This window comes from Anaerovibrio lipolyticus DSM 3074 (assembly GCF_900141865.1).
Lineage (GTDB): Bacteria > Bacillota > Negativicutes > Selenomonadales > Selenomonadaceae > Anaerovibrio > Anaerovibrio lipolyticus.
Map to the genome: position 1 here is coordinate 1 of NZ_FQYW01000030.1, position 24,692 is coordinate 24,692.

Genomic DNA, 24,692 nt, shown 5'->3' on the forward strand with positions numbered 1-24,692 from the left:
GCTGAGTAATGTATTCCCTGATTTTTCGCAGCCAATAGTAATAGGCGTGCCAACTGATATTTCTGTCTTCACAGAATTCAGCTACCGTCATGCCGGATTCCTTGCACTCTTTAATTATTGACTGCCATTGAGCCATGCGGACCCTGGTTCGTATTTCTAACGAATTATCCGCCAAAGAAAACACCTCCAATTTGAAGTTTTCCCGAAACACGAAGACATTCGGCAAAACTTTAATTTGTTAGTGTTATTATCCCACGAGAATGGGCTGGCGGGAAGACGACTTAAACTTTGACGCTTACGCCATTTCCCCAGAATGGGCCTGCAGACGTGCTTTTTTTGCAGAAAATTTGCGGGCTTATGAGGCTGGGGAAATTACAAGATTTAACGACGGCTGGGTGCCCGTCAACTCCGACACGGAGAACACGGACAAGACCCAGAGGGACCTTGTAAAAGCCAGAGCCAGATACTTGGAAAACAACAGCGACATAGCGTGTGCTGCCGTGGGCGGCATTGTCCGCAATGTCGTAGGAACTGGTATAAAACTACAGGCAAGGACAGGGGACGAAAACCTAAACAAGCGCATAGAGCTGTTGTGGAGGGAATGGACACGCCCGGAGAACTGCGACATAACGGGACAGCAAAGCTTTGAGGAAATGCAGTCAATGCTCTTACGGCGCAAGATAGTGGACGGTGAAATTTTCGTAAAGAAAATCGTCCAGAAGGGCAGACGGTTCCCGTTTACCTTGCAGGTTATCAAAAGCGATTTACTGAGCTCTTATCTGATAACTGCCCCGGTAACTGGCAATGCAATCAGATCCGGCGTGGAGCTGGATGAACACCTTAAGCCTTTGGCCTACTGGATTAACAAAAAGAGCCCCGACGGGTTTGTTGAATTTGACCCGGACAGGGTCCCTGCGGGACAGATTATCCATCTTTGGAATCGCGTACAACCTGATCAGATTCGGGGAATGTCAGACCTTGCCCCTGTCATTAAACGGCTGAAGGACACACAGGACTATCTTGATGCTGAAACCGTTGCCGCAAGGCTGGCGGCCTGTTTCTCTGTATTTATTACGACACAGACAGGTGCGCCGGGCGCAATGCCGGGGGTAAGAAATACAAAAGACCCGGAAAGGAAGAAACTCCAGTCTATCCGTCCGGGTATGATTAAGTATCTGGCCCCTGGGGAAAAGGTGGAGACAGCCAACCCAACCAGAAGCGTGACCACTGCAAAGGATTATGTGGCAGTACAGGAACGCCTTGCAGGGGCGGGGCTGGGTATGTCCTACGAGTTAATGAGCCGCGACTTTAACAAGTCGAGCTTTTCTGCGGCACGTCAGGGTATGCTGGAGGACCGAAAAACCTTCGAGCCAATACAAAATTTTATGGCAGCACATTTGTGTATGCCAATCTATCGGGAGTGGCTTGATACTTGCGTATTGTCCGGGCTTATTGATATACCGGATTATTCCACCCATCGTGAGGAATACCAGGCAGCCGAATGGGTAACCCCTGGGTGGTCCTGGATAGACCCGCAAAAGGAAGTAAACGCCGATATTACCGCCATACAAAACGGCGGGATGACAATGAGCCAGTGGTGCGCTGCCCGTGGATATGATTGGCGGGACCAGCTGGAACAGATGGCCATTGAAAAAGAAACCGCCGAAAAGCTGGGCCTTACCTTGGCAATACATACGCCTATCAGTGTACAGGCCGCTTTATCCAACCATGTAGACAATAATAACGACGAAAGCGAGGAAGAAGAAAATGCCGGAAATGATGAACAGGAACAAGAATGAGCCACAATTCCGCTATGGTGAAATTAGTATCAGGGCAGCGGAAGAGGGACAGCAGGAAAGCCGCCAGGTGGAGCTTTCTCTTTCCAGTGAGGAACCATACCAGCGTTGGTTTGGTACAGAGATTTTATCCCACGATTCAGACGCCATTGACACAGCACGCCTGTCTGAAATTGGTGTAATGCTTTTCAACCACAATGTGGACTATGTGCTTGGCAAGGTTGTGTCCGTGGAACTGGATGAAGAGGCCCACAAGCTGCGTGCCGTAGTGGAATTTGACGACGACGAAGAAAGTGAAAAGATTTACCAGAAGGTAAAAAGCGGAACCCTAAAAGGCGTATCCGTTGGTTATAGAGTCAGTGTCTGGGAAGATGTGGAAGCAGGAGCCACCAGCACAAACGGCCGTTTTAATGGTCCGTGCAGTGTGGCCATTAAGTGGGAGCCTATGGAGCTGTCCATTGTTTCCGTTCCGGCTGACCCAACAGTAGGAGTGGGCCGAAGCTTTGAGGCCCCACAGAATGAACAGAATGGAGATGTGAACGAAATGCCAAAAATTAACGAACAGGCTCATAATGTGGAGCGCACTGCGACTATTACTGAGCCAACCCCACCAACTCCAGCACAGCCAGAGGGCGCAACCCGTGAGGCTAGCATCCAGCAGGAGCGTCAGCGGGTGCAGGAAATCAGCAACCTTTGCCGCCAGTTTAATATTGACGCTGAACCTTTTATCAGTGATGGCAGCTCTGTGGAAGATACCAGAGCGGCGGTTCTTGAACGCCTTGCAAAGGAGAGAACCCCCCAGAATATCACTGTACAGGCTGATGAAACTGATAAGTTCCGCGCCGCTGCAACTGATGGCCTTGCCATCCGTGCTGGTATCACTGTGGAAAAGCCAGCAGCAGGTGCAGAGAATTTCCGAGGCAAAAGCCTTATCCGTCTGGCTACGGAATGCTGCGAGCGTTTTGACGGTATCAATACTACCGATATGGGCGAAGAGGAAATCATTAGAGCCGCCTTGACTGGTTCCGGGCAGTTCCCTGGTATTCTTTCCAATACCGCTAACAAGTCTATGGCCCAGGCTTATCAGACCGCACCTACCACCTTCCAGCTTTGGACTGGTAAGGGAAGCAATGCTGACTTCAAGGCTGCAACCCGGTATCGTCTGAGTGAGGCAGATGAGCTGGAGGAAATCACCGAGAACGGAGAATTTACAAACGCAGAAGTTTCCGAGGCGTCTGTTACTGCATCCGTTGCCACCTATGGCAGAAGCTTCAGCCTTACCCGCAAGGCTATGATTAACGACGATTTGGGCGCACTTAGCACCATTCCGGCACTGTATGGCGCAGCTGCCCGTCGCATGATTAACAAAATGGTTTACGCCATTTTGACAAGCAACCCTACCATTGAGGGGGCGGCACTGTTCCACAATGACCACAAGAACCTTTCTGCTGAGGCTCTTTCTGTGGCAGGTCTTGGCAAGGTTAAGGCCAAGATGGCACGCCAGAAGAATATCGGCGGTAAGGAAGCCCTGAACATTCAGCCAGCCTTCCTGATTGTTCCACCAGAACTGGAAGTGGCTGCCGTTCAGCTTATCAGTTCCGCAGTGGACCCAACAAAGGCCAACCAGACACCTAACCCATTCGCTAACCGTCTGAATGTGGTATCTGATCCAGAGCTTACCACTGCCACCGAGTTCTATCTTGCCGCTGCCTTCGGGCTCTGCCAAACCATTGAGGTAACATACCTTAACGGTGTAGAGACCCCTACCATGGAGAGCGCAGTACAGTTCGACACTCTGGGCATTAAGTGGCGCATTTATCACGATGTTGGGGTTAACCTGCTTGATTTCCGTGGCCTTGCAAAGTCCACTGGAGCATAAGAAAGGAGTTTTAAAAAATGTCTAATATGACCAAGTTTGTTCAGCCGGGCGAAACTTTAAACTTTAAGGCATCCGAGAATATTTCTTACATGGACGCAGTGCCTCTCACAAGTACCACCAGCGTGGCTATAGGTGTAGGCGTTGCCCTTGAGCCTATCTCCGCCGGGTCTGTCGGCTCTGTAGCTGTCAAAGGCGTGTTTGAGTTCCCGGCCGACACCACAGAAATGAAATTCGGTGACCAGGTTTACTGGGATAAGACCAACAAGAAGGTAACAAAGACCTCCACCGACAACGCCCCAGCGGGTATGGTGGTAGAGGATAAGGCAGCCAGTGCCACCGTTGCCAAAGTGAGGATTGGCTAATATGTCCGCTTTCAAGGATATGGTGGAGGCGGATATTTCCAGTGTATTCCTAAACCTTGACGAGTTCGGGGAAATACACAACCTTAACGGTTCAGATTGCGCCTGTGTGATTTCATCCGACAAGACGGACGACAGGACGGCCAACATACAAGGGGGGCGGCGCACCCCTGAGGGCCTTCATGGTGATTATATTACCGTGTGTGTAAAGACCACCGATCTGCCAAAGATTCCGGTCCAGGGAACAAATTTCAAGGTGGATGGGAAACGCTACACAGTGGACACCTGCACCGATGATATGGGAATGTTGACCATTACCCTTGGAGCCTATCGAATGGGAGGCGGACTTTAATGATTGAAATTGACGCCAGTGCTTTGGACCGTGCTGAGGAAATGCTGAAAGGAATACCGGGGGCGGCTAAAAAAGCCGTCAATTCCGCCGCTAAAAGAACCGTAAGAGGCGCGAAAAAGGACGCAGTCCAGAAGGTAAAGGAACGCTATACAATAAAGCCTTCCTACATTACCCGGACAATGTCCTTTGACTGGGGCGGCGGGTCCTTTGGTTTTAGTTCCAAGGGCCGCGTTAATGATTTGGCATATTTTAAGCACAACCCGGGGAAGGTTCCACAGAGGCGGCCAGCCACGGGGAAATATTTGTATAGCCAGGTTATAAAGGGCGAGGGCGGCACTATAGCCCACGCCTTTCTGGCAAAAATGAGGTCGGGACATATTGGAGTTTTTCAGCGTGCAGGGCATGGAGCAAGCAATACCAGCCTTCCAATAGAGAAGCTTTCAGGACCGTCCACGCCGCAGATGTTGGAAAGCCCTGCGGTATCGTCATTTATTCAACGCAAGATGGAGGAAAGACTGGCGGTCAATGTGGAGCATGAGGTTAACGCCTTTTTGATGGGGTATAGAAAATGATTATTCCAGAAAGATTAATAAATTGCTTAAAAAAAGAGATAGAAATAGCTGTCAAGGATTACCGCCTAAAGGCGGAAAATCAGGAGGATAAGCCTGTTACTGTGTACGCGCAGCACATCCCGGACGAGAACTTTGACAATGACAGCTATTACCCTCTTGTTATCGTAAGCCTCCAGAAGGTGGAGGATGCAGAACTTTCCGAGGGTAACGGCTCTACTGCCACAATAGGGCTGACTATCGGCGTTCATGGTGAGGATGAACTTGCCTGGATGGACCTTTTAAGCATTATGGAACGCATCCGGCAGCGAGTATTGATATTCCGAAAGCTTGACAAGCGTTTTAGGTTATTACTGCTAACAAAATGGGAAACCATTGAGGCACAGCCCTATCCGTTCTGGTTTGGTTATGGCACTCTGGTTTATCAGATCGCCCAGCCAAATGAACAGATGGATTGGGACAATGTAAAAATAAAAATGGAGGATACGAGTAATGAGTGATAAGCAGACGGCCAAGAAGGCCCCAGAAACCACCACAGAGCCCACAAAACTGGCTAACGGTGCAAATGGATACACAGGGGCGGAAAAACCAGCCACGGCCACCACGAAGCCTGAGACAGTTGTCTATATTGGACCAAATATCTTAAGCGAGGGCTTAAAGAAGAATACAGTGTATCGTGGGCGGCCTACAGAACTTATTGAGGCCATAGCCGAAAAACACCCAGGCATTATACGCCTGTTTGTAAAGGTTGATAAACTCAGCAAGGCAATGGCCGAGGTTCACAAGACGGGGACACCGTTAAACCTGGCATATACCAATATTATTAAACGCATGGAGGTAAGTGAGTAATGGCATACAAGCACGGAGTCTACACAAGCGAGAAAGCCACCTCCCTTGTGCCAATGACTCAGACCGACAGTGGCTTAATCGTGTGCTTTGGTACCGCGCCTGTCCATCTGGCAACTGCCCCGGTGGCTGCCAATACCCCGGTACTTTGCTACACCTATCAGGAAGCAGTGGCAACCTTTGGCTATTCCAAGGATTGGGGCAAATATACCCTTTGTGAAATGATTAAGACACACTTTGCATTGTTCAATATGGCCCCTATCGTCTTTGTTAATGTTCTGGATAAGGATACTCACAAAACGGTAGAAAATAACAAGACTGTAGCCATCAGCGAGGGTGTTTTCACTGTTACCGACCCGGTTCTTTTGGGTACTCTGGTGGTAAAGATTACATCCGAAGGTGATGCACTGGTTAAGGACACCGACTACACAGCTGCATATAACGACGATGAGGAGCTGGTAATTACTCCTATCGACGGCGGCGCAATCACCAGCAGTGTAACAAGCATTTGCGTGTCCTACACTAAACTGGATCCTGTAAGTGTTGACTATGATGATATTATTGGCGGCGTCAATGTAACCACCAACAAGACAGAGGGTCTGGAGCTCGTAGAGGAAGTATTCCCACGCTTTGGTCTTGTTCCTGGTATCATTATCGCGCCGGGCTGGTCCCACAACACTGGCGTGGCTGCGGTTATGAAGGCAAAGGAGCATAACATTGATGGACATTTCAATGCTATCTCTATCTGCGACATTCCAACCGAAACAGTCAAGTCCTATACTGCTGCAAGTGCCTGGAAGAATCAGAATAATTATGTTGATAAGGACTGCCTGCTTTGCTGGCCACTTCTTACCCTTGACGGCAAGAAGTACCATATCAGCGCACAGCTGGCCTCCGTAATGAACTATACGGACAGCCAGCACGACGATATTCCATATTATTCCCCATCAAATAAGCAGCTCCAGGCAGATGGTGCTTGTTTGGCAGATGGAACAGAGGTATTCCTGAATACCCAACAGGCGGCATATTTGAACGGTCAGGGTATTGTTACGGCGTTGAACTTTATCGGCGGGTGGAAAAGCTGGGGCAACCGTACCACCGCATACCCATCCAACACCGACGTGAAGGATAGCTTTATCAGCAACCGCCGTATGTTCAACTGGGTAGGTGCTACCCTTGTAACCAGCTACTGGGCAAAGATTGACGACCCTGCCAACAAGCGTCTTATTGAGACCATTGTTGACAGTGCCAATATTTGGCTTAACGGGCTTACTGCAAAGGGTGCGCTGCTGGGCGGTCGTGTTGAGTTCCGCGAGGATGAAAACACCACAACCGACCTGATGGACGGCAAGCTGTACTTCCATGTATACATGTCTCCACCAGCCCCTGCCCGTGAAATTGAGTTCATTCAGGAGTATGACCCTGCATATATTGCTACTCTGTTCGCATAAGGTAAATATAAAAGTTGTGCCCGTAATGGGCACAACTGAAAGGAGATAAAACGATGGCAAAAACCAATATTGTACGCGATAAGCTGGTTAATTTTGAGGTATTTATTTCCGGCGATCGTAAGCTTGGTATGGCAGATGTTACCCTGCCAAGTTTTGAATATAAGACTTCCACACTTTCCGGCGCAGGTATCGGTGGAGAAATCGAGATGCCAACGCCTGGGCAGACTGGCAGTATGGAGCTGGAGATTAACTGGCGCACCATTAACGACGACAACGCCGCACTGCTGGCCATGAAGGCCCACGATTTGGAACTGCGTGGTGCAAACGAAAACTACGACGCTGGTACTGGCGAAATTGCCACTGAAGCGGTAAAGATCAATGTTCGCGCCCTGCCAAAGAAGGGCGACCTTGGTTCCTTAAAGCCAGCTGATCATACCGACACCAAGAGCACCTTGGAAATCATTTACATCAAGGAGTCCATTGCCGGCAAGCGTGTAGTTGAAATTGATAAGCTGAATTACATCCACTATGTTAACGGCGTGGATTATTTGGCCGATGTTCGCAAGGCTTTGGGCCTGTAATCGAAAGGAGATTATAAAGAATGGAAGATAAGAAAATTGATTTCTCTAACCTTGAAATTAAGCTGGCGGAATTAAACGCCCAGGCATTCCAGCGGGCAGAGCGTGTCTGCAGAATGGCAGCGGACCCGACACCGGATATTATTTACTCCAGCAATTTCCGTGCCAGGTTGGCAGCAGAGGCTTTGGGGGTAGAGTTTAGGGACATCATGGCCTTGAATCTGTCTGAATTTACTTCTATCGTATCGCGAACACTGAATTTTTTATTACAGAATTTGGGCGCGGAAATCCTGGACAAGAGCTGAGAAAAATAGCTTTTGCACTGAGGGAGATAGCCCCAATAAATTACTGGGAAATCCAGACCATAAGGGAATTAAAGGACTGGATGGTTGTCTTGGAAGAAGAGGCAGCCAGAAAAAAGAAATAAAAAAGAGGTCCCACCCTTTACTGTGGGACCTTTAAAACAAGGAATTATTTAAAATTCATTACTGAAGCCTTCATCTTAACCCTTTAACATACCAAGAACCGCTGAAAGAGTGGTCTTAACAACAAAAATCGACAGGGCAATCATAAAACAAAAAGCTAAAAATCCACCGATGCAAAAAGCGTAAATCATAATTAACGCCCCCTTTTCTTTTATTATACCAGAAAGGAGCAAAAAAAGAATGGCAGCAGGAAAAATTTTTGCAATATCTTTTGCCATAAATGCCATTATGGGCGGAAGATTTGCCCAGGTTATAGGACAGAGCTCCACTGCTATGAAGAAGTTGGAGGAACGGACAGCCCAGATAAATGCAGAGCAAAAACGCCTGACTAATACATTCAATCAGTCGCAAAAGGAAATAACTGTTTATCAAAACACTGTACGAAGTTTAAAGGGCCAGCTGGATGCCGGGAAAATAAGTCATTCACAGTATGAAATGGCAGTGCGCCGGGCAGCTGAAACAATGCGCGCCTCCAGCATGTCCATAGAACAATACAGAAGTCACATGGCCCGTCTCAAACAGGAAGCGACCCAAACTCAGGCAAGGCTTGAACGATTCCAGAAGGCAACGGCTGCCCGAAATCAGGCATCTGCAAACTTCGCAGCCGCTAGAAGTAACTTATACGATACAGCAATTGGTATTAGTATGGTCGCGGCTCCATTTATAGGTGCAATAGAAACATCCATGCAGTTTGAGGCATCCATGTCCAAGGTTCAGGCCATTACCAGAGCCAGTACTGAGGATATGCAAAAACTCACAGATAACGCCAGAAAGCTGGGGGAAACTACCCAGTTCAGCGCAACCCAGGCAGCGGAAGCAATGTCATACTTAGGGATGGCAGGATGGAATACTGAGCAAATAATGGCTGGTATGCCAGGACTGTTGGCTTTGGCTGCGGCCGGGGGCACTGATCTGGCCAGAACAGCAGACATCATATCGGATGATTTGACCGCTTTCGGTCTTTCAGCTGAACACGCCAGCCACATGGCGGATGTTTTTGCAGTTACAGCCACACGGTGTAACACTAATGTGGAAATGATCGGCGAAACCATGAAGTACGCCGCCCCGGTAGCCAGAGGATACGGGGCAACCATGGAAGAAACGGCAGCCCTCACGGGTCTCATGGCCAACGCTGGCGTCAAGGCAAGCCAGGCTGGTACTTCCTTACGCGCTGGTTTTCTGCGTTTGGCGGGACCACCTAAAAAAGCATCTAAGGCGTTAGACGAATTAGGTATTTCTCTTTCTGATGCCACAAAGGAACAGCAGGAAGCACAAAATGCTTTAAAAGAGTTGGGTATAGACATGGACAATTATAGCGGCGGACCCGCCCACAAGATGGTTGCCATTATATCCGACCTTAGAGACGCAACCGCCCAGATGGGCAAAGAGCAAAAGCTGGCAGCATTATCAGCCATCTTCGGCACAAACGCCGCCACAGGCTGGTTAAATGTCCTCGAAGCAGGGCCGGAAGTATTTGAAAGCCTTGTAAATGAGATGGAGAACTGCGACGGAGAGGCTGAGAAAATGGCCGCCGTTATGATGGATAATGCCAAGGGAGCTTTTACCCAGTTAAAATCAGCGATGGAAAGTGTTGGTATATCCATTGGTTCCATATTCTTACCATCACTTACATCAGCAATGAGGGGAGCTGCCTCTGTTGCAGGTTCTATTTCAAGATTTGCACAACAGCACCAGATGCTAACGGCGGCAATTGTTGGCACGATTAGTGCTCTTGCTGGCATTGCTGGAGTTATATCGTTCTATAAATTTATAGTTACTGGGTTTGCTCTTGCGAAAACAAGCGTGGAATTATATACGCTGTCTATAAGAAATATGGGAGTAGCGTCAGCTGCAGCGGCATCTGAACAAAACACCCTTGGCTTAGCTGCAACGATACAGGCCAGAGCGTCAACTTTAGCGGCGGCAGCGCATACCAAAGCAATGGCCGTATTTAATACTGTAACCAGCGGCGACACCTATCGAAAAATAGGCCAGTCAGCAATGGATACATACGGTCAATTGCGGTCAATAACCTGGACGCAAATTGGCCAGAGTATCAAGAATGGAGTTACTAATGGCATATCGTCCACCCAGGCCGCCCTTAGCGGCTTGAAAGGTAATGCTATAACAGCAATGAGTTCAGCCCGCCAGACTATTGCATCAACAGCCAGTAACATAGCAACCCAGGCAGGAAATGCAGGCCGGGCGGTTATGAATATGGCGCGAAGTTTTTCGATAAGTGGGGCACTGCAGGCGGCAACCAATGGCTTTAAGTCTCTGGGCACAGCCATCATGGGCATAGGTCGGGCAAGCCTGGCCGCCATGTTCTCGCCTTTGGGTATTGCCATCATGGCCATAGCCGGGGCGGCTTACCTAATATACAACAACTGGGAACTTGTGGGGCCTTTCTTTATGGGGCTGTGGGCACAGATACAGGCTGCATTTGCCAACGCATGGGCAATGATACAGCCAGCACTTGCCAAACTGCAGGAAGCCTTTGGTGTAATGATTAGTTCGGTGGGCCCGGCTTTTGCGAGTATCGGGGCCACTATCATGGCGGCATTTTCGCAAATCAGTGCTGCAATATCGGCCAATAGCGGAATGTTTGACATGCTTGGCCAGGTGCTTCTGTTTATTGCTGAAGTTTTGGGCGGCGCATTAATCACCGCCTTTGTAGTATTTGCCAATATATCCGTTGGCTGCATGACTACAGTTATCAATGTAGTGGCCTCCATAATCACCGGAATTATTGGATTCTTCACTGGACTGATTCAGTTCGTTACTGGCGTATTTACTGGAAATTGGTCTATGGCCATGCAAGGGCTGACAACTATATTTGATAACGCCTTTAATACAATGAAAAATATTGCTTCCAGTGTTCTAGGTGGAATCGAAAGCATGATAAACGGAATAATTGGCTCAATTAAGAGCGTGGCCAGCCTCTTGCCAGGGCTTGGTGGCGGCGGAGGCGACGAAGTGGCCCACAATGCCAAGGGCGGCATATATCGAAAAGGTGCTTTCCTGACGACCTTCGCAGAAGATAGCCCAGAGGCGGCTATACCGTTGGACGGTTCTCCGAGAGCTATCGGGCTCTGGAGAAAAGCTGGGGAAATATTGGGAATTGGCAAAGCTGCCAATAATGGTGGCGATTCGCCAGCTACATTACTGCCAGGGGCCTTGGCAGTTCATCCAACGCAGTTAGTTGAACAGGCTGCACCCATGAACGCCCCGCCAATTTCCATAACCTTGAATATTAATGGGGATACCGAACCGAACGAAATCAGAAGGGCAGTGGAAAGGGCAGGCCGGACCGTACAGCGCAGCTTTATGGAGCAGATGGAAGCATACAACCGTGAGAGGGGGCGGCTGGCTTATGAGCAATAAGTACATAACAAAAATGGGGGACACGTGGGACCTGATAGCCTTTGAACAGTTGGGGTCGTGTAAATATGTCAGTTTGCTGATCAACGAAAACAAGGATTATTGTGACACCGCCATATTTTCGGCGGGCGTCACTTTATCCATTCCGACAATCACTGAAAAAACCAAAGTGGAGAACTTACCGCCATGGAAGAGAAAACAATAAAAGCCCGGAGGGTGTCAATTAAATGCCAGTATGATAGCAAAGACATTTCGACGGATATAGCGGCCTTTTTTAAATCCTTTAGTGTCCGGGAGGTTATGAGTGACGAAGCTGACAGCGCAGAAATAACCTTGCAGGACAGGGAGGAACTTTGGCATGGTGACTGGCTGCCGGATCGTGGGGCCATGATGGATATAACCCTGCACATGGACAACTGGAACGGCGACGAACAAGCCCAGGATTTGCCACTTGGTAAATTCGAGGTTGATGAAATCACAAACAGCGGACCACCCAACGAAGCCAAAATCAAACTTATTTCAATACCGACCGCCTCAAACCTTAGAGGCATTGAGAAAACCCGGGCATGGGAAAAGGCAAAACTGTCTCAGATACTTAAGGATGTGGCAGAGGGCGCAAACATGGAGCAACATTTTGACGCCAAGGACGACCCAGTTCTGGAACGCGCCGAACAGTCAGAACAGACTGACCTTTCTTTTCTACAGAAACTCTGCAAGGATGCAGGGCTGGCTTTAAAAGTGACTGACAACACAGTGGTTATTTTTGATATTGCCGAGTATGAGAAAGCTGATCCGGTTATGACTATCAAAAAGAAGCAGCAGAGCCTTATATCCTTTGACTGCAAGACCACAATTCACAATATTTATAAAGCCTGTCATGTGAAATATAAACATAGCCAGAAGGATAAGATGATAGAGTTTACCTTCACAGACCCCAACCGCAAGGAGGGGCAAATCTTGCAGATTAACCAGAAGGTGGACAGCGTGGAAGAGGCGGAAAAGCTGGCCAAGAAAAAACTACATGAGAAGAATCTGGAAGAAACATCGGCGTCCCTTACCATGATTGGAAATTTTGCCCTATTGGCCAGCAACACCGTGGAGCTTTCCGGGTTCCACAAATATGACGGAAAATATTTAATTAAGCAGTCCACCCATGATGTTGGTACAGGCGGCTATACTACCAAAATAGAGCTTAGGAGGGTAATAGATGGCTACTGATGTAGAAAGAGCCCTGCGGGGAATGGTACGGACCGGAACAGTTTCGGCGGTTTTCCCTAGCGAGGGTATGGCCAGAGTTGTTTTTGACGACAAGGATGAAACCACCAGCCCAAAGCTGCATATTGTCCATCGTTTCAGCGGGAAAAATAAAGATTATTGGGTGCCTGATATAGGTGATCAAGTGCTTTGTATCTTTGCCAATAATGACACAAATTTTTCAACTGGGTGGATTTTGGGGAGCTATTTCACCCAAAAACAGCCGCCACAAGTGGCAAATCCAGATATTATGCGCCTTGATTTTTTCGATGGTTCATATTTTGAATACAACCGCAAAACAAATTCCTTAAAAATAAATGTTGTGGGGAACATTACTATAAACGGCGCAAGAATTGACCTTAATTAATAAGTACCCAAATCGGGCACAAGGGAGGTGTCACAATGCCAGCAGCGGCAAGACTTGGAGACCAAGAGGTTGGTATTTGCGATATGGGGTTGCCATGCTGCCCACATAGCAGAACGGGAACAAACGGGACTGTTTCCCCTGATGTGTATATCAATAACCTTGGAGCACATAGAAAGAGCGATACAGGACCATGCAACTGTCCCCACGGCGGTACATTCATCACCACCGGGGGAAGTTCAACGGTATTTATTAATGGCCGGGCGGCTATTCGGATAGGGGACGGGACAACCTGCCAGGATTGCGGACAGCCGGGAAGCCACACAACGGGCAGCGGAAATGTATTTATAGGAGGTTGAAACGATGTCCTTTTTAGCATCGGCGATTTATGACGAATTTATGCAATCTGTCAGAGATATGCAAAAGTCAGAAATTGGCTCACTGGGGCCCATTGTTTTTGAGGTCTCCAGTCAAAAAATAAGAACCTTCAAGGGGTTAAAAAGAGCAACAAAAGCCCGTTATGGCAGCCATGAAGTTATTGGCAGCAAGCCAGTCCTTGAATTTGTTGGCCCCGACATTGAAGAGATAAGCTTCACGATGCAGTTTTCAGCAGCGTGGGGACTTAATCCGCAGGATGAAACCAAAAAGGTGCGGGAAATATGCGAAAAAGGCGAAGCCAACTACTTCGTTTTAAACAACCAAACTGTTGGGGAAAACCCTTGGATAATTGAAAGTGTCAGCGAATCCGTGGATGTTGTTGACAATAACGGGCGGGTTATTACCACACAAATAGATGTAACCCTTAAGGAATATATCCCTGTAATCAACAAAGAGGATAAGGAAGGCGAAGAAGGCGGGGGTTCAGAATGAGAATCATAGATATAACGGCAGAGCTTGGAGAAATTAATTTTTCACCAGGCAGCGAACTGGAGGAAATAGCCCAGAATGTGCGCACTATATTAACCACTCTAAAAAAGTCCGTACCTATGGATAGGGAATTTGGGCTTAATGCGTCCGTAGTAGACTTACCTATAGCTGCGGCCCAGGCAGCCATGACGGCGGATATTGTGGCAGCAATAAACCGATACGAACCACGGGCCCAGGTAGTATCGGTAAGCTACGAAGGAAAGGAAACAGAGGGCACTGTTAAACCGAAAGTGAGGATTAAGATAAATGGAGCTTAAAAATTTACCAGATATAACCTTCGCAGACGCAGATGTTGACCCGGACGAAGTTGACCTTGAAATCGTTACAACAGTAGAAGCTTTACTTCAGCGGAAGCTGGCCAGAGCGGACCCTTTGCGTTTATTCCTTCGTGGTATCGAGCTTCTTATCATCCAGCAGAGGATCATCATAAACGAAAAAGCCAAACAAAACCTTTTAGCCTTTGCTACTGGCAATATTCTGGATCATCACGGAGCCATGGTTGTAACCGACCGACTTTTGGCAGCCGCTGCAACTGTAACATTAAAGTTCAGCCTTGGGGCAGCCAGGGAAATGGCTACCATTATTCCTGCAGGTACGAGAGCAACGGCGGGAGATGGGGTAATGTTTGCCACCAACAGCGAAGTAATCATTGAAACGGGTGAAACCAGCGCAACCGGGGCGGCAACATGTACTGAGGTGGGAGCCCTTGGCAATAATTACGCGCCCGGTGAATTGATTTTGTTGGTAGACCCTGTTCCATTTGTTGCCAGCGTTACCAACACCACAACCAGCGAAGGCGGCAGTGATACCGAGTCGGACGATGCCTACAGGGAACGCATCCATGAAGCCCCGGAACAATTTACCACAGCAGGGCCAACTGGAGCCTATGAGTATTTTGTTAAAAGCGTCAGCCCATTAATCATTGATGTAAAGGTGGACAGCCCTGAACCGGGCGTGGTTGCAGTTTACCCGCTGCTGGCTGGTGGCGAATTGCCTGGTACGGAAATACTGAACAAAGTGTTGGCGGCTTTATCAGATGAAACGGTTCGACCATTGACCGACAATGTTGTAGTTGAAGCCCCGGAAGCTGTCAGCTATAACATTGACCTTTCGTACTGGATAGACAGAAGTAACGAAGGAGAAGCTGCCAACATTCAACAGGCAGCAGAGGAAGCCGTGAATGATTTTATTACTTGGCAGTGCAGTAAGCTGGGAAGGGATATAAACCCGACCGAACTATATGCACGGCTCAGAATGGCAGGGGTAAAAAGGGTGGAAATTACAGAGCCGATATTTACCACAATAGCCAATAACCAGGTTGCTGCCATAGGTAGCATAACCGCGAATTTTGAGGGCTTAGAAGATGATTAAAAATGTGGAAAGCCTGAGTCTGCTGGATATTTTGCCAGCTAATATCTTGGAAGATGAAAGAGTGTCGGCAGCGGCCCAGGCGTTAGACAAAGAAATACAGGAAGTAACAAAAGCAACTATTGAGGTTCTGCACATTTCACGCATTGACGAACTACCCGAAGCCGTGGTTGATTTACTGGCTTGGCAATGGCATGTGGATTTTTACGACCAAAATCTAAGCCTGGAAAAACGCCGGGCCCTGGTAAAAAACTCCATACGCTGGCACATGAAAAAGGGCACAAAGGCAGCTGTAGAGGAAATGGTACAGACAGTCTTTGAAAGTGGCCGGGTTACTGAGTGGTTTGAATATGGCGGGGAGCCGTATCATTTTAAGATTGACCTGCTGAGTGCCCCACGCATTGTTCAGGAGGATTTAGAGAAGGTTGTCAGGGTAATAAACTCAGTAAAAAACACACGCAGCTGGTTGGATAGCCTTGGATTTATCAGAGAATCAGAGGGCAAACAATATTATGGAATTGCTCCACATCTTCATAAGCGGTACGGAGTGGCCCAAGTATTGCACGCTGAAACATCCGGCAATGTATTTATTGGCGGTGTTACTACAAACCACAAAGCTAACAAAGTTAAACAGGTTAGTCCGGTATATGACGCCACGAACCAACTGGCAATTTATATTGGCATAGTATCGGCTACCCATAAGAGATACAAGGTATAAGGAGGATTTAAAAAATGGCGAATTGGACAGGCGGTGTTCTCACAAAATGGGGCCGCGAATTACAGGCGAAGGTTTTGGCTGGAACCACAAGGCTGGAGCTCACAAGGATAAAGCTGGGCAGTGGTTCTGAAACGGCGGAACAGGTTGATAATATGCGAGACCTTTACGACCCAAAGGCAAGCCTTGGAATCAGTTCCGTGGCTTATGAGGATAACCTTTGCACCGTAACGGGCATTATAATCACCCAGGGAATTGAGACAGGATTCTATGCCAAGGAATGGGGCCTCTTTGCTCAGGACCCGGATGAAGGTGAAATCCTCTATATGATTTCATTGGACAATATCCCAGACTGGATTCCACCAGGTTCCCAGGCTCTTACCATTTCTGCAAGCTATGCCATGACCATAGCAGTAGAAAACACGGAAAACATTACCGTAAACATTTCCCCAACCGGGCTGGTTGATGTGGATATGCTGAACAGTATCATAGGCGTGGCAGGGCGTTCCACAATCTACAGCTTAAATCAGACTGTTACAATGGAAGGCTTGCCAGCTATGCACTATTTGCGTTGTGTTACTCCTGGTACCACAGACGCAACCGCGCCAATTATCAGCTCCAGTGTACAGGACGGTGATCTTATTACAGACGGCTCTGTTGTTTGGCAGGTAGTAAAAGCCGCGAACCTTTCAGAGCTTGGCTTTCGTACCCCCAACACGCTGGTGCCACTTGGGCGCATTGCTTTTAGCACAGTATTACCTCCGGGGTATTTCCTGGAGTGTGAAGTTTCCGGCACCACAGATGATGGGCCGCTGGTTGTATCAGATCCGGCAGAAGGTGACACCGTAGAAGATGGAACTGTTACATGGTCCATTCATATTATTGGCAGCGTTTCAGACATTCCAGTGGCCACAGAGTCGGCCAATGGTCTTATGAGTGCAGAAGATAAGGCCAAAATGAACAGCATATATATTGATGCTACGGGCGGAATTGGTACCAAGAGTGGCCGCTTTGGTATTCGTATCGACAAACGCAACTCAGACCCAGCCACCCGCTGCGAATATATTTTTGACGCCAAAGGGATGGGCCCTTGTGGTATGGATTTCACAAACGGCATTTTTAACTATGGTGACTGGGGCGACCTTTGGTTCGTAAAGAATAACAAGCCTGTAATGCTTAAATCTGACGGTACAGTGGATTATTTCCTTGACCCAGACGACTACACAAAAAAAGAGGATGGCGTAACTGCCTCCGATGTTGCTAATACATCTTATGATGGCAACGCTATGGCACGCATCCCACTGGTGTATGTAAAGCGTTGGGAGGATGGACGCTATGAGTATGAAGTAATCAGTGAAACTCCATTCGATGATACATACAAGGCATTTGCCCATACTGATGCAGCTGGGGACATCAAGGACTTTTTCTATTATTCCATGTTTGGCGGCAGCGGCAACGCGTCAAAAATCCGTTCCTTGTCTGGCCAGACATTGGCCCAGAGTCTGACAGCTACCCAGGAAATAGCGGGGTGTACAGCAAACGGTACGGGATGGTATACCCACACATGGAGCCAGCGCGAACTTATTCGTACCTTGTGTCTGTTAATGGGTTGTTCTACGGACTTGCAGAGCATTTTCGGCAATGGTAACTGTCGAAGCGCATCCAGTGCCAGCGGTATGCTTGCAACGGGAACCCTTAAAGATAAGGGCCAGTTCTATGGATATAACAACACCAATCAGGTAAAGGTTTTCCATATTGAAAAGTTCTGGGGCGATCAGTGGGACCGCGTTGCTGGACTGATTAACAATAACGGACGAATCTATGTAAAGATGACCCCGGAGGGCAACGGCTACCGCGTGACCGATGTTACCGGGTACGAAGATACAGGGCTCACAGCTCCATCGGGTTTCGCCAGCTATATCAATGGTATGCACTGCGACAAAAACGGCATGATTCCAACCCTTGCCACTGGCAGCAGTACCACTCATTATTGTGATGGTTACTGGACCAACAACACACAGCTGGATTACCTCTTTGCGGGTGCCGGTGCGGACTATGCGACTGCTATTGGTGGTCCTTTCTGCTTCAGTGTGAACCGTGCCCCGTCGGATGCGAGCTGGAACATCGGCTGCGGCCTTTCTTATGTATAACCTTTTCGGGAGGGGGAGCCGTAAGGCGGGGGAGGGGACTCCCTCCCCTATAATTCTCCCGAAAAATTGAATATTTGGGTTATGTGGGGCGACTTACGGCTTTTGTACCTCCGCTCATTGCGGGTGCCAGTGCGAACAATGCGACTGCTATTGGTGGTCCTTTCTGCTTCAATGTGAACAATGCCCCGTCGAATGCGAACTGGAACAACGGCTGCGGCCATTCTTATCTACAAGAAACAAGATTCCAAGGCCCTGCATAATCCGCACCCATTGGTGAAAATTTTCCGACGAAAGGATTGGGATAGTAGATTATATCGAAATTTCAATAGGAGATAAGAAAGCAATGAAAACCTATAGAGGTTTATATAATAAAATGCTGGAGCCGGATGTGGTTGCTCAATGCGCTCTGGATGCAGCAGAAGGCAAGCTGCGCCGCAGGGAAGTAATCCATGCGTTCGTTAACTTCGACAAGACCTATAACTTGGTTGTTAAATGTGCAGCAGACCCCAGTTATAGGCCCTGCGAAGATAACACCCATGAGATTATTGACGGAGCCAACCATAAGTCCCGGGAAATTGAAAAACCAAAGTTTTGCCCGGAGCAAATCCTGCATCACATGATTGTTGAACCATTCAAGCCTGTTTTGTTGGAAGGTTTATATGAACAGGTTTATGGCTGTTTACCACCAGATGTAAAGATACTTCCTGATGGCACTTCTGCCGTTAAAAAGTTTGGACCACATGCAGCTATAAAGCGGCTGAAAAAATGGATACAGGTAGGCAAAAAGATATATATCTGTGAAACGGATATACATCATGCTTACGGCTCAGTAGTAATTGCGATCTTAGTGCGACAACTAAAGAAAGTTGTCAAGGACAAAGAATGGCTGCGATTAACATGCCAATTTCTCCACTACAAAGCAAATGAACCAGAAAGTAAGAAATTATGCGGCTTAATATTAGACCACTATACTTCGCCCTGGTTCTTCAATTTCTATTTGAAGGAATTTGACCACTTTGCGGCGTCACTTGAAGGAGTTAAATATTTGCGCTTTGCGGATAACCTTTATCTGGTTGGAGAAAACAAAAGAAAGGTACATCGTGCATTAAAAGAGATACGCAAGTACCTAAGGCGGGAATTAAAGCTGGAGCTTAATGACTGTACCCAGGTTTACCGTTTCGAGTACGGCACAGGCGAATTTGACAAAAACGGCAAAGAAAAAGCCCGGGGAAGGGCTATCAATGCTGTCGGTGCAGTTATCCATCATAACCGGACAACCCTTCGTAAAAGTATTTTGAAGCGTATGCGAAAGAAATCCAAACGGATAGCGGCAAAAGAAAGGACAACCTGGCACGATGGCGCGTCCATGTTTTCACGCCTATCATGGATAAGGCACACCAACACATATAAATATTATGAGAAGTATATTAAGCCCAATATCAACACCAGACTGTTAAAGGCAAAGGTAAGGGCTCATAGTAGGGCGGTATTGCCCATAGCAAAAGAAAGGAGAAGAATCATAAATGAAGGACTGGAAAAAAGTGCAAGGCTCAATGGTGGAAAGACCAAAAGAATTTGATACTGAATCAAGCCCAACAACGGTCTACCAGCGCAGAAAAATCCAGCTGGTGGAAGTAGAGGGAAGTGATGGTACCAAGCCGACTGTATGGGAGTATGAAGAAAGAACCATGTCACACACCGAATACATGGCTATAACAAATGCTATCACCCAGTCAAAGCTGGAATATTTGGCTGCAATGACTGATATCGACCTGGAAGGAGGACTTTAAAAATGGAACGCAGTAAGCATTTTGAAAAGGTAAAATACTACTATGAGGAAGGCTTTTGGAACATTCGGATGGTCTACAATGTAGTAGCCAAGGGCTGGATTACACCAGATGAGTATGAGGAAATCACAGGGGAGAAGTACAATAAGGAGTCTTAAAATGGAGACATTTATGCAATATCTGCTTTCTCCACTGGCCATTATATTTATTGGAAAATATCTTGATTACAAGATAGAAAACCACCAGAAGAAAAGAGCAGAAGAAAAGGTTATAGAGCAAGCCAAAGAGCAGGAAATGGCCGCAACCATTGAAGCAATGAAAGAAGGGCTTTTAGCCATGCTCAGGGATAGGATTTTGCAATCATGCAGATATTTCATAGAACGAGGTAAAATAGACCCTCTCATATTGGAGAACATCACAAAAATGCATGATAGTTACAAGACTCTAGGTGGTAATGGGCTCTGTGACCGACAATATGCAGAGGTTCAAAAATTGCCATTGGAAAATTAGAGGGGTGAAAAAGTGAAAAAGAAATTTAAAGAGATTTCCACATGGGCACAGCGGAACTGGCTAGCCATTATAATCGTCTTGTCTGTCTGCATGATGATGTTCCTGTGTTTGGTGATGTTTAGCTGGCTTTATGGATATTGGAGCAACGCCTTGGCAAATACCAAATTTGAACTTAGTTCTTGCTGGCAGGGTATCAGCGTAGTGGTGGCTGGCCTGGGTGGCATTGTGGCTCTGGCGAAAGCCTGCTGGACCAAATATTCTACTGACAGCAAATACAACAGTGCAGCAGGGGCACACCCATATAAAACAGAAACCGCCGAAAGAGGTAAATAAAATGATGTCGGGGAGAAAATGGGGTGTATTGGCCAAAGTAACGATGGCCTTTTTAGCTGTAGCAAAAGAATGTAATTTCTGTATGGATTTAACCGGAGAACTGAAAAGGCGGCTTTTTGAAGAGTCGCCCTTCAGTATTCACCATAAAAAGGAGGAAGATGATAAAATGAAAGGTATAGATGTAAGTTATGCAAATGGCCGGGTAAATTGGGATGCAGTTGCCGCTGCTGGTTACAAATTCGCAATTTGCCGCTGCACCTATGGCCGTCATGGAATTGATGAAACATTTATAGAAAATGTAAACGGTGCCCATGCTGCCGGACTACAGGTAGGAGCTTACCATTACAGTTATGCTCTTAATGTTAGCCAGGCAATAGAAGAAGCTGAACATTGCCGCAAGGTAATAGAAGATGCTGGAGTTTTGCTGGAGCTTCCTGTTTGGTTTGACATGGAAGATGCCGATGGTTACAAGGTAAAAAACGGCTTTGCCTTCGACCCTAACGAAATAACAGCTATGTGCAGGGCGTTCCTTGACAACATTCAGCTGAATTGTGGCGTCTATGCTTCATTTTCATGGCTCACTACCTACATCGACTGGCAAAGCCTTGGTTGCGCGGTATGGAATGCCGAGTGGGGCCCAGGTGATGATATTAAGGGAATGATGTGGCAGTACACCGACAACCAGCACATTCCAGGGGCCGGATATTTTGACGCTAATTATATTTATGAATCATAAAATAACAGCTGCGGAATGGTGGAAGGTTTACGAGGCATTTATTAATTTTCAGGAATTAGCATCTCAATATAATCTATGCCCCAACGAAATAGAGCAAATTGAGGATATAATGCTTAAAAACTGCCCTATACCACAACCGCAGCCTATGAGGGTATAATTGAAAGGAGCTATATAATGATAGAAAAGTATCTGAATCGTATCATACAAGGGGATTGCCTTGAAACGCTCAGGTTGTTGCCAAATAACAGTATTGATGCGGTAATTACCGACCCGCCTTATTGTTCCGGTGGCCGTTCCATAGGTGCCAAAATACAAAGCACTACCAACAAATACGAGAACTACCCGCAAGGCAGACCTGACTTTTTGGGCGACGCCAAAGATGGGCGGTCCTGGCTCATGTGGTGCAATTTATGGATAGCTGAATGTTTTCGCACCCTTAAAGAGGGGGGGTACTTCCTCATGTTCTGCGATTGGCGTCAGCTGCCAACCGCCACAGATGCACTGCAAATCGGCGGAATAAGCTGGCGCGGCGTTATTGTATGGAATAAGGGACTTGGATCCAGAGCACCACACAAGGGTTATTTTCGTCACCAGTGCGAGTTCATCTTGTGGGGAACAAAAGGCCCGTGTAATATCCAGAATAATGGCCCGTTCCCTGGTTGTTATGAAGAACATGTGCGACAAAAAGATAAACATCATATAGCTGGCAAGCCTACCGCCCTCATGGAAGAACTTTGTAAAGTAATACCTTATGATGGTATTATTCTGGATCCATTTGCTGGTTCTGGTACTACATGCGTGGCAGCATTAAAAACAGGACACCAGTATATCGGCATTGAAAAAATGCCGGAGTATTGTGAAATTTCAAACCAAAGATTAAGACAGATAACCGAATAAAGGAGCATGGGGTTATTTGACATGAATGCCGTTTAAAAACTTCCGCCATTTTGCCGCCGAAGGTCTAGGGAAATCATATTTAAAATAATAAAACGATATTTACTTTTATTTTTAGAAGGGTCTTAAAACCCTTGATAAATACATATATATCAAAATATTATTTTCAAATATCTACAATTGTATTTTTACTTCCGATAAGTATAAATTATCGGAAGTAAATTATTTACAGAAAAAAGGGATGCAATACGCTGATGTATGCATCCCTATCTTATTGATATAAAAACCTTCGATTATTCGAAATAAGTATCCCAGTAAATACTGATATGATTCTCGATAAACTCAATAGCCTTCTTCTCATATTCAGGCTCAGAATAACAACGATTTATCAAAGAAAGAATCGGCAGGTAGAACATATTCACCATATGATCAGTAGTAGCCTTCAGATTGCACTTGCCACCATGCTTATTTTTTAATAAACCCTCCAATAGATTTCTGATAAAACTTTCTGCTCTAGTGTAGGTCTTTTCAATGTACATCAATCTGATTTGCTCGTTACGGAACTGCTCCAGAATCAACAGCTTACGGACACACTTAATAACATTATCATGGATGACGTTTTTAACATGGTCCATAATATACTTGATGAATTCCTCTTTAGTGAGATTCTTTAACTGCTCATCAGTAAAATTGATAATAGGCAGGCTATGCTTATCATAGTTCTCCTCAGCCTGTTCAATGATGGTGTCAAGAATTTCACGTTTCCCCTTGAAATGCTTGTACAAAGATGGCGGAGTCACCTTTACAGCAGCAGCAATCATCTCTACCCCGACAGCGTGATACCCGAAATTAGAGAATAATTTTAAAGATTCCTCCAATATACGTTCCTTAGTATTTGTCCTTCTTATGATAACCACTTCCCCTTATAAAACTCATACTTTATCCAAAATGATTATAGCATTTTAATAGATGATATACAAGAAAAATCATATAGTATTATACAACTATAACATTATTATATGAATGTCTATATATAAAATACTTTTTAGTTACATGTCTATTGTAAGGGGACAACTCATTTTGTAATATGCTGAAATAACCCTTGGCAACCACCCATTACATCATCAAAGGTGGCATCGAAATTTCCAGTATACCAAGGATCTGCAATACTTCTGTGTTCTCCGGCAAAATCCATTAGCATATAAACCTTGTGATAAGGATCAGAGCCTATTATCTTGGCGATATAACGCATATTCTCATCATCCATCCCCAAAATATAGTCGTATTTATCATAATCTTCCTTAGTCATGAGTGTAGCCTTGCGCTTGGTGTAAGGAATCCCCTCTTTATCCAGTTTATCCTTGGTTCCCCAGTATGTATCTGAGCCTAACTCATCCCTATGAGTAGCTCTGGACTGAATATAAAAATCCTTCTCCATTCCCGCTTTTTTTACAATATCCTTCATAACAAATTCGGCCATTGTAGAACGGCAAATATTGCCGTGGCAAATAAAAAGTATATTGGTCATTTTCTCAAAACCCCTTTAAAACCTTGATTTTACAAGCTTCGTAAAAATATCACTACCACACAATTCTATCACAAAAAGCTATATTTTGGCATAAAATAGCTTCCTGTATAATTCAAAGTGTAGACAACAGATAAGTCAAACTTAACAAAAAGAGATACCTCAGCTAAACTGTCATTACTGACCCTGAGAAGTTAGTAATAAACAGAAAAGAGAGGTATCTACAAAATGAAGTCTACACAAAACAAGAAGATCGAGCAAGTAAAAGAAACATCTATGATCGTCGGCATCGATGTCGGCAGTGAAAAACACTACTTCAGGGCTTTCAACTGGAGGGGGATCGAATTCACCAGAAAGCCTATCCCGTTCTCCAATTCTATGGCGGGATTTGACATGTTTCATTCGGCTGTGGCAGAGCTGATGGAAAACAACC

At 46.4% G+C, this 24,692-nt stretch carries 31 protein-coding genes and 1 pseudogene; 28 read left to right on the top strand and 4 right to left on the bottom strand.

Features of this window, described 5'->3' with window-relative positions:
* Positions 1–136: IS66 family insertion sequence element accessory protein TnpA (gene tnpA, locus B6K08_RS14360; protein WP_407639845.1), on the bottom strand; the 136-nt coding region annotated here is incomplete at its 3' end.
* Positions 137–260: 124 nt separating this feature from the next.
* Here tnpA and B6K08_RS12915 point away from each other — a divergent pair.
* Genes B6K08_RS12915 through B6K08_RS12960 form a run of 10 tightly spaced genes read left to right on the top strand, consistent with a single transcriptional unit; the run spans position 261 to position 8,135 of the window.
* Entirely contained in the window at positions 261–1,799 is a 1,539-nt protein-coding gene (locus B6K08_RS12915; RefSeq protein ID WP_080326313.1) for a phage portal protein, read from the top strand.
* Positions 1,768–3,675, top strand: a complete 1,908-nt coding sequence (locus B6K08_RS12920; RefSeq protein WP_080326314.1) for a prohead protease/major capsid protein fusion protein — start codon at positions 1,768–1,770, stop codon at positions 3,673–3,675. Before B6K08_RS12915 ends, B6K08_RS12920 begins: the two co-directional genes overlap by 32 nt.
* A 17-nt stretch (positions 3,676–3,692) precedes the next feature.
* A complete protein-coding gene (locus tag B6K08_RS12925; RefSeq protein ID WP_039205564.1) occupies positions 3,693–4,037 on the top strand; it encodes a DUF2190 family protein in 345 nt (114 codons plus the stop codon).
* A gap of 1 nt (position 4,038) precedes the next feature.
* Complete coding sequence (locus B6K08_RS12930; protein ID WP_039205562.1) at positions 4,039–4,386, top strand: hypothetical protein; 348 nt, start codon at positions 4,039–4,041, stop codon at positions 4,384–4,386.
* Positions 4,386–4,958: a hypothetical protein gene (locus B6K08_RS12935; protein ID WP_039205561.1), complete on the top strand. Its 573-nt coding sequence runs from the start codon at positions 4,386–4,388 to the stop codon at positions 4,956–4,958. Before B6K08_RS12930 ends, B6K08_RS12935 begins: the two co-directional genes overlap by 1 nt.
* Positions 4,955–5,455, top strand: coding sequence for a hypothetical protein (locus tag B6K08_RS12940; protein WP_039205559.1), 501 nt, complete (start codon positions 4,955–4,957; stop codon positions 5,453–5,455). Before B6K08_RS12935 ends, B6K08_RS12940 begins: the two co-directional genes overlap by 4 nt.
* Positions 5,448–5,804 carry a hypothetical protein gene (locus tag B6K08_RS12945; protein WP_039205558.1) on the top strand — a complete coding sequence of 119 codons (357 nt, stop codon included), beginning with the start codon at positions 5,448–5,450 and terminating at the stop codon, positions 5,802–5,804. The genes B6K08_RS12940 and B6K08_RS12945 overlap by 8 nt, the downstream gene beginning before the upstream one ends.
* Positions 5,804–7,252 (top strand): phage tail sheath family protein, encoded by a 1,449-nt coding sequence (locus tag B6K08_RS12950; protein WP_039205556.1) that lies wholly within the window; start codon positions 5,804–5,806, stop codon positions 7,250–7,252. Before B6K08_RS12945 ends, B6K08_RS12950 begins: the two co-directional genes overlap by 1 nt.
* A gap of 53 nt (positions 7,253–7,305) precedes the next feature.
* On the top strand, positions 7,306–7,833 hold the full coding sequence (locus B6K08_RS12955; protein ID WP_039205555.1) for a phage major tail tube protein: 528 nt from the start codon (positions 7,306–7,308) through the stop codon (positions 7,831–7,833).
* 20 nt (positions 7,834–7,853) lie between these two features.
* Entirely contained in the window at positions 7,854–8,135 is a 282-nt protein-coding gene (locus B6K08_RS12960; protein ID WP_039205554.1) for a hypothetical protein, read from the top strand.
* A gap of 197 nt (positions 8,136–8,332) precedes the next feature.
* Here B6K08_RS12960 and B6K08_RS13895 read toward each other — a convergent pair whose 3' ends face one another.
* Entirely contained in the window at positions 8,333–8,533 is a 201-nt protein-coding gene (locus B6K08_RS13895) for a hypothetical protein (protein WP_159446791.1), read from the bottom strand.
* A 10-nt stretch (positions 8,534–8,543) separates the two neighbouring features.
* On the opposite strand from B6K08_RS13895, the gene B6K08_RS12965 reads away from it, so the two are divergent.
* From B6K08_RS12965 to B6K08_RS13045, 17 genes are all read left to right on the top strand, one after another.
* Positions 8,544–11,699, top strand: coding sequence for a phage tail tape measure protein (locus tag B6K08_RS12965; RefSeq protein WP_159446792.1), 3,156 nt, complete (start codon positions 8,544–8,546; stop codon positions 11,697–11,699).
* The gene (locus B6K08_RS12970) at positions 11,689–11,901 is read left to right on the top strand and encodes a tail protein X (RefSeq protein WP_039206776.1); all 213 of its coding nucleotides are present in this window, start codon (positions 11,689–11,691) and stop codon (positions 11,899–11,901) included. Before B6K08_RS12965 ends, B6K08_RS12970 begins: the two co-directional genes overlap by 11 nt.
* A gap of 95 nt (positions 11,902–11,996) precedes the next feature.
* The gene (locus B6K08_RS12975) at positions 11,997–12,914 is read left to right on the top strand and encodes a phage late control D family protein (protein WP_234985374.1); all 918 of its coding nucleotides are present in this window, start codon (positions 11,997–11,999) and stop codon (positions 12,912–12,914) included.
* Positions 12,904–13,317, top strand: a complete 414-nt coding sequence (locus B6K08_RS12980; protein ID WP_039206773.1) for a phage baseplate assembly protein V — start codon at positions 12,904–12,906, stop codon at positions 13,315–13,317. Before B6K08_RS12975 ends, B6K08_RS12980 begins: the two co-directional genes overlap by 11 nt.
* A 35-nt stretch (positions 13,318–13,352) precedes the next feature.
* Positions 13,353–13,673, top strand: a complete 321-nt coding sequence (locus tag B6K08_RS12985) for a PAAR domain-containing protein (protein ID WP_052211935.1) — start codon at positions 13,353–13,355, stop codon at positions 13,671–13,673.
* 4 nt (positions 13,674–13,677) lie between these two features.
* Positions 13,678–14,184, top strand: coding sequence for a phage tail protein (locus tag B6K08_RS12990; protein WP_052211932.1), 507 nt, complete (start codon positions 13,678–13,680; stop codon positions 14,182–14,184).
* The gene (locus B6K08_RS12995) at positions 14,181–14,498 is read left to right on the top strand and encodes a GPW/gp25 family protein (RefSeq protein ID WP_039206771.1); all 318 of its coding nucleotides are present in this window, start codon (positions 14,181–14,183) and stop codon (positions 14,496–14,498) included. The genes B6K08_RS12990 and B6K08_RS12995 overlap by 4 nt, the downstream gene beginning before the upstream one ends.
* Entirely contained in the window at positions 14,488–15,612 is a 1,125-nt protein-coding gene (locus B6K08_RS13000) for a baseplate assembly protein (RefSeq protein WP_039206769.1), read from the top strand. Before B6K08_RS12995 ends, B6K08_RS13000 begins: the two co-directional genes overlap by 11 nt.
* The gene (locus tag B6K08_RS13005; protein WP_052211929.1) at positions 15,605–16,327 is read left to right on the top strand and encodes a phage tail protein I; all 723 of its coding nucleotides are present in this window, start codon (positions 15,605–15,607) and stop codon (positions 16,325–16,327) included. Before B6K08_RS13000 ends, B6K08_RS13005 begins: the two co-directional genes overlap by 8 nt.
* A gap of 14 nt (positions 16,328–16,341) precedes the next feature.
* The gene (locus tag B6K08_RS13010) at positions 16,342–18,474 is read left to right on the top strand and encodes a phage tail protein (RefSeq protein WP_052211927.1); all 2,133 of its coding nucleotides are present in this window, start codon (positions 16,342–16,344) and stop codon (positions 18,472–18,474) included.
* Positions 18,475–18,817: 343 nt separating this feature from the next.
* Positions 18,818–20,053, top strand: coding sequence for a reverse transcriptase domain-containing protein (locus tag B6K08_RS13015; protein WP_039206767.1), 1,236 nt, complete (start codon positions 18,818–18,820; stop codon positions 20,051–20,053).
* On the top strand, positions 20,028–20,264 hold the full coding sequence (locus B6K08_RS13020; RefSeq protein WP_039206765.1) for a hypothetical protein: 237 nt from the start codon (positions 20,028–20,030) through the stop codon (positions 20,262–20,264). The genes B6K08_RS13015 and B6K08_RS13020 overlap by 26 nt, the downstream gene beginning before the upstream one ends.
* Positions 20,265–20,266: 2 nt before the next feature.
* The gene (locus B6K08_RS13025; protein ID WP_039206764.1) at positions 20,267–20,419 is read left to right on the top strand and encodes an XkdX family protein; all 153 of its coding nucleotides are present in this window, start codon (positions 20,267–20,269) and stop codon (positions 20,417–20,419) included.
* A gap of 1 nt (position 20,420) precedes the next feature.
* Positions 20,421–20,771, top strand: a complete 351-nt coding sequence (locus B6K08_RS13030; RefSeq protein WP_052211925.1) for a hypothetical protein — start codon at positions 20,421–20,423, stop codon at positions 20,769–20,771.
* Between the two features lie 12 nt (positions 20,772–20,783).
* Entirely contained in the window at positions 20,784–21,104 is a 321-nt protein-coding gene (locus B6K08_RS13035) for a hypothetical protein (protein WP_039206761.1), read from the top strand.
* Between the two features lies 1 nt (position 21,105).
* Positions 21,106–21,840 carry a GH25 family lysozyme gene (locus tag B6K08_RS13040; protein WP_052211922.1) on the top strand — a complete coding sequence of 245 codons (735 nt, stop codon included), beginning with the start codon at positions 21,106–21,108 and terminating at the stop codon, positions 21,838–21,840.
* Between the two features lie 234 nt (positions 21,841–22,074).
* Positions 22,075–22,737 (top strand): DNA-methyltransferase, encoded by a 663-nt coding sequence (locus B6K08_RS13045; RefSeq protein ID WP_234985375.1) that lies wholly within the window; start codon positions 22,075–22,077, stop codon positions 22,735–22,737.
* 290 nt (positions 22,738–23,027) lie between these two features.
* On the opposite strand, the gene B6K08_RS13050 is transcribed toward B6K08_RS13045, so the two are convergent.
* Complete coding sequence (locus B6K08_RS13050; protein ID WP_159446793.1) at positions 23,028–23,612, bottom strand: TetR/AcrR family transcriptional regulator; 585 nt, start codon at positions 23,610–23,612, stop codon at positions 23,028–23,030.
* Positions 23,613–23,809: 197 nt separating this feature from the next.
* Positions 23,810–24,262, bottom strand: a complete 453-nt coding sequence (locus B6K08_RS13055; protein ID WP_080326317.1) for a low molecular weight protein-tyrosine-phosphatase — start codon at positions 24,260–24,262, stop codon at positions 23,810–23,812.
* Positions 24,263–24,487: 225 nt separating this feature from the next.
* Between B6K08_RS13055 and B6K08_RS13060 the strand changes: the two are divergent.
* A pseudogene (locus tag B6K08_RS13060) lies at positions 24,488–24,692 on the top strand (hypothetical protein); the annotation flags it as partial.